Below are 5,776 nucleotides of genomic sequence, written 5' to 3' on the forward strand. Positions count from 1 at the left end.
GGTCAACGCCACCGCGGACACCGAGTCGGTGTGGCCGGTGAGAGTAGCGCGGCGCGCCGGATGGATGGGATCAGCGACATCCCACAAGATCGCGGTATGATCGACGCTGCCAGCCAACACAGTATGCCCGTCGCCGGTCAACGCCACCGCGGACACCGAGTCGGTGTGGCCGGTGAGGGTAGCGCGGAGATGACTTTCGGCCAATGCCGCGGACAGGTGGTCGGCTGCGCCGGCCTGGCTGCTGATTGCGGCGGCGGCCAGGTCGAGTTTGAGGGAGGTCCGTGGGGCGGTGGCCTGCAGGGTGCCGGCCAGGTTCACCAGGCCCTGCGCGGCGGTGCTGTGGCCCTGGTCAACGGCGCGGCGCCATTGCACGAAGGCGACACTGCCGGCGGCCAGCGCGGCTAGGAGCAGGACGACCACGACGGTGCTGAAGATCCGGCTGCGGCGGGCACGCCGGCGCGCGGCGTCGATGCTGGCGTCGAGGAACACGCGGGTGACCGGAGGGATGGCGGCCGACGGCTGGCGGGTGTGCTCGCGGGCGAGGTCCAGCCGGCTGCCGCGGTAGAGCAGGTCGGGATCGCGGTTGTGGGCCGCCCAGGTGTGGGCGTCGTCGAGGAGACGTTGGGTGACGAGCAGGCCGGCGCGGTCGGCGTCGATCCAGCGTCGCAGGGTGGGCCAGGCGTGCAGCAACGCCTCGTGGGTGATCTCCACGGAGGTTTCGTCGAGGGTGAGCAGGCGTACCTGGTCGGCGGCGAAGGCGTCCAGCACCGCCCGGGCCCGGGCCGGGTCGTCATCAACCAGTTCCGCGCGGCTGCGGCACCGGCGGGTGTCGTTTCCACCCTCGGTGCCGAGGGTGACCAGACGTAGCAGGAGGGTGCGGGCGGTGGCCTGGCTGGGCTTGTCGAGGCTGCTGTAGACCTGTTCGGCAGTGCGGGCTACAGCGTGATCGACGCCGCCGGTGGTGGCATAGCCGGCCAGGGTTAGCAGCCGCCCCTCGCGGTGCTGCCAGGTCGCCAGCAGCGTGTAGGACAGCAGCGGCAGTGTCCCGGCCGGCCGGCGGACCGGCGCTCCATCTCCGCCGTTCGGCAGGCCGGGGTCGGGGACACCGAGGTCGCGCAGCAGCGTTTCGACCAGGCCGTCTTCCAGGGCGAGGCCGACCCGCCCGGCAGGTCCGACGATGACCTGACGGAACTCCTCGCGGCTCATCGGGCCGACCACGACCTGCCCGCCGGAGAGGGCCGGCAGCAGCTCGGGGTAGTCCGCGCAGCGACCGTAGAAGTCAGCCCGCACCCCCACAACCACGATGGCGGGGGGTGGCAGGCCACCCTCCCAGTCCCCGTCGCTGGTGCTGGTGCTGGTGTCGGTGGTGGCCGGGGTTGGGGTGCCGGCGGCGACCAGGGCGCGGATGAACGTCTGCCGGTCGGTGTCGGTGACCTCGGGGGTGAACAGTTCCTCGAACTGGTCGACGACGAGCAGCACCCGCCGGGCCGCGATCCCCTCCGCCTGGTCGTGGGGGCCGGGTGGGGCCGTGGCGGCCAGCGCGGCGTACAGATGCCGGCGGATGCCGGCGGGGTCGGCGGGGTCGGCGGCCAGGGTGGCGCGCAGCCGGTCGGGCGGCTGGCCAGCCGGGCCGGCCAGGACGGCGGCAAGCCGGCCCAGCGGGTCGGTACCGGGAACCAGAACCAGCTGGGGCCACTGCCAGGAGCCGGGTGCCGCCTGGTGGATGCCGTCGGCCAGCGCGGGCAGCACCCCGGCGCGCAGCAGGGAGGTTTTCCCCGCACCGGAGGCGCCGACGACCATCAGCGGCCGGGGATGGTCGAGCCGGTCCGCGAGCTGCGCCACCACCTCGGTGATCAGCTGGTCGCGGCCGAAGAAGAACCGGGCGTCCCGCCGGCCGTAGGAGGCCAGCCCCCGGTAGGGGCAGACGTCGTCCGCCACTACCGGGGTGCGGTCATCCCCCTCGTGCCGGCGGGGGTGGGACGGCTGGTAGGCCCGGTTGTCGGCCAGCAGCAGGTCCCCGGCCTGGCCGCCGGCATGGCGCCGGGGTTCGGGACGGCCCGCCGCGGGCAGCACCCGGGTCAGATACCGGTAGACCGACTCCAGGGTCAGCTGCGGCGAGCCGGTCGGGTCCCCCCGATCCAGCAGGTCCAGCAGCGCCCCGGTGAACACGGTGTGCCGGGCGCCGGGCGGGGCCAACGCCGCCTGGTTCCGGGACGCCGCGGTCAGCAGGTAGCTGTCGCGTACCGCGGTCATCGCGAACACGTCGTGGCTGCCGGTGACCACAGCGGCCGAGGCCCGGCTGGCGAAACAGCAGTCCAACACCACGACCACCGTCCCGGCCTGGCTGTCGGACACGACGTCCCGGACCCGCCGGTAGGGCAGGGCCTGCTGATAGGGTGCGGCCGCTCCCGCCCGGGTGAGGTTCTCGGTGGCGGTGGTCGCCAGATGCAACTCGCCGGCGGCGTCGAGCACGCCGTGGCCGACGTAGTACACCACCAGTAGCGTCGTCGCCTCTGCCGCGGCATCCCGCACCGCCTGATCGACAACATCCGGGCCGGCCGGGTCGACTACCAGGCACAGGTGGGCCGGGTTCAACCCGCAGCGTTGCCGCAGGGCAGCGGCCAGATCGGTCAGGGTCGTGCCGACCGCGCGAACATCCGGAAGGATCGACCCGTGCGGATGGTGGCCGGTTCCGACCAGCACCACCCGCACGCCCGGGCCGGACAGCCCGCCCACCACTAACCAACCGTGGTCGAACTCGGACGGTCCGCGCTGGCAGGATCCGCCGACCCGGCCGCGTCAACGTCATGCGCTGTCGACCGGGTGCTGTCCAGTGCCCGGCCGGTCTGCTCGATCAGGGACTGGACGGCCGTGGCGTCCAGCCTTCGCACCTGCCGGCCCTCGATCCGGATCGACCCGGTTGGGCGTTCCGCCGTCACGGTGATATCCGTGTGGCGGCTGCGGATCCACGCGACGGCGATCGTCGCTAGCGCCGTCGCGGCCCCACCCGAGTCCAACGCGATGTTCAGTGCGTCAAGAAGCGGTCCCAGCTCGCCGGGGGCCGGCGGTACCTCCACCAGCCGCACCCGTCCCCGCAGCTCATCCTCCTCGACCAGCCAGTCCCGCAGCGACCGCACCTCGTCGCCCGCAGCGCCTTCCAGACGGACCGTCACATCCAATTCCCCAACCCCCACGGATGTACGAGATGCCTACCTGGAGTACTTACCCGGTCTCAGTCTGGATGCACCACATGATGTGTCGAACTGAAAAGCGGAAAGTCGGCGGGGCTCTACGGGTCAGTCGTGGATCTGGTGTTGATCTTGCGGTTGGGGCCTGTCGGCGGGCACGTTGCGTGTCGCGGCCACCGATCGCTACCGTCTCGCGATCGCTGCGGTCCCGGCGATCAACGATGTGGGACTGTCCTACCCGGACGGCCTGACCGTTCCCGGGACGCTGAGCAAGATCACTCGCGGGTGGCCCAGGGACCGGGTACGGCTCGGCGCCGGCCGCGCGCGGCTGCGGGACCAGGCCCGCCGGGTGGCCGCGATCAGCGCTGCCAAGGACCGCTCCGGGCTGGCCGCGCTCACCATCCGGTCCGGGGGACTCACGGTCGCACCCTTGGTTCCACGAGCGTCCCGAGCAGGGCTCGGCGCCGGAAATCGACGCCGACGTGGACGGCGTCACCGTCCCGACCCGGTGAATGGTCACCCCCGCGCGTCTGCTGGCCGCGCTGGACAGCTTCACCGGTGCCAGCATCACGCTGCACACCCGCGAGGAAAGTCAGCCGGTGCTGTTCACCGATACCCCCGACGGAATCAACAACGCCACGGCGTTCCGTCACCTGCTCATGCCGATCAGCCAGTAGAACTCCCGAAAGCCACTCGTGGCTGTGACGGTCGTACTCAGCCGTATCAGGGCCACCACGCCGCCATGCTGGCGGTCGCTTGCCATCTCCAGCTCACCGGCGAGCCATATCCCCCCACAGCGATGGTCATCCGCTGGATGAACCCCATCACCGGAATGATGCTTGCCGAGTTCTACAAGCCTGCACGTTGCGCCGACGGAACAACTCGAGGGTACCTGCGGACCAGGTTCCCCTACGGCCAACATCATCCGATTGACGCCGGCGCGGACATCGTAATACCGAAGCGATCGATGCGGCAGGGACATCTGGGCGGAAGACCCGAGTGGATGTTCCGTCCGTACCGGCGCGACGACCGCGCACAGACACGACAGAGGAAATGGTCCACATGCTGGACAGTGGTTGAGGGAAGCGACCCGAGACTATGAACAAGCATCCACGCCGGGCGACACCGCTCCAGCTGCCCGTTATCCGTGGATCATCGACAGTGTCGAGTCCGAGCACGGCCTGGAGTAACCTGAGGTCGGCACGATCAGACACGACCCGTCATCGGCGTCAAGGCCGACCGTGGATCAACCACTCGGGACCTCCGTTAGCCAATTGAGAGCCACGCAAAATCCCCTTTTCAACCAGTCTACTGCGCCAGATGCTGAACATTCAGGTCCCGGATCACGTGTTCACCCACTTGCGCGCCAGCGCAACCGAATGGAACGCGAGGTGGGCGACGCTTATCCCGCTCGATGCATATCTCCAAAGCCACCCAGGTAAAGTCCACCACAGAAAAATTAGCGCTGACACGGGTCGCGAGATTCCTGAGCCGGTCTCGGCAGACCGGATTGAGGTTAGTATCGTCAACGACGACATCAATATTGGCGAGCAAGAGGCACTCTACCAGAGAATGCTGGACAAGCGTTACCGTGCGCTCATCTATATCGTTTCCATAATGGTCGACTCCCAGCATATCCCTAATCATATCGCGGCCGACAATTCCTGCCTGATGTCCCTCAGTCCGGATTTGCCGTACCCGGTCGCGAGCCCAAGTAGATTTACCAGAACCCGGGAGCCCCTGTGTGATAGTCAATGTCGGCATGGCTGCTTCCCCTTGCGCGCATCGCGATGATCGCGAAAATTTTCCGATCTGTCTCTTGGAGAATCACTGCACGTAATTTTTCTGGGCACGGATGCCACAGTATGTTGGTCACAACAAATCGCCGACATGTACGTATGTACATATTCAGTGATGTCGTGCGGCATTACGACGTCTGCGTAGGTCAACGGCATGATCGGATCCAAGATTCCACGGGCTGGCCGAATATTTACTGCTTTTACGTTAATCGTCAGATTCACCGCGATGATCAACGTCAAGCTCTCGGACAGTGTTTGTATCGTCATCTGACATATCAGTAGGCCCGGAAGAATAAGCGGAAGTTCGATAAGCGAATAGATAGATCCCCGCCTTGCCGAACACGGCGAGGCGGTAACCATCCGAAAAAATAGCGCAGCCGGTGAGCGGACCGTCTACCTGGATGGCAGTCGTGCATACGCCGCTGGCTGTATCCCACACCCGTACCGTACCGTCATTGCCGCCGCTGGCCAGCCAGCTGCCATCCGGCGCCACGGCCACCGCACGCACCCAGTCGGAGTGACCGGTCAAGACAGCCCGCGGACTTCCATCCTCGCTGTCCCATAGCCGCACCGTGCGATCACCGCCGCCGCTGGCCAACCAGCTGCCATCCGGCGCCACGGCCACCGCACCCACCCAGTCGGAGTGACCGGTCAAGACAGCCCGCGGACTTCCATCCTCGCTGTTCCACAGCCGCACCGTGCGATCAGTGCTGGCACTGGCCAGCCACCTGCCGTCCGGCGCTACGGCCACCGCATTAACCCAGCTAGAGTGGCCGGTCAAGACAGCGC

The 5,776-nt window shown here is 67.7% G+C and carries 4 protein-coding genes and 1 pseudogene; 1 reads left to right on the forward strand and 4 read right to left on the reverse strand.

Translation table 11 applies throughout. The features are described 5' to 3' along the window. Positions 1-2,736, reverse strand: a 2,736-nt coding sequence (locus U9978_RS23575; RefSeq protein WP_322763341.1) for a caspase, EACC1-associated type, incomplete at its 3' end; no start/stop codon positions are given. Positions 2,737-2,738: 2 nt separating this feature from the next. After that, positions 2,739-3,173 carry an effector-associated constant component EACC1 gene (locus U9978_RS23580; RefSeq protein ID WP_322763342.1) on the reverse strand — a complete coding sequence of 145 codons (435 nt, stop codon included), beginning with the start codon at positions 3,171-3,173 and terminating at the stop codon, positions 2,739-2,741. Between the two features lie 527 nt (positions 3,174-3,700). Between U9978_RS23580 and U9978_RS23585 the strand changes: the two genes are divergently transcribed. Beyond that, entirely contained in the window at positions 3,701-3,865 is a 165-nt protein-coding gene (locus U9978_RS23585; protein ID WP_322763343.1) for a hypothetical protein, read from the forward strand. Positions 3,866-4,496: 631 nt separating this feature from the next. Here U9978_RS23585 and U9978_RS24230 read toward each other — a convergent pair. After that, entirely contained in the window at positions 4,497-4,952 is a 456-nt protein-coding gene (locus tag U9978_RS24230) for an AAA family ATPase (protein ID WP_416211120.1), read from the reverse strand. 240 nt (positions 4,953-5,192) lie between these two features. Then, positions 5,193-5,776 (reverse strand): annotated as a pseudogene (locus tag U9978_RS23590) (WD40 repeat domain-containing protein); the annotation flags it as partial.

This window comes from Protofrankia sp. Cr2 (genome assembly GCF_963555885.1).
Classification (GTDB): domain Bacteria; phylum Actinomycetota; class Actinomycetes; order Frankiales; family Frankiaceae; genus Protofrankia.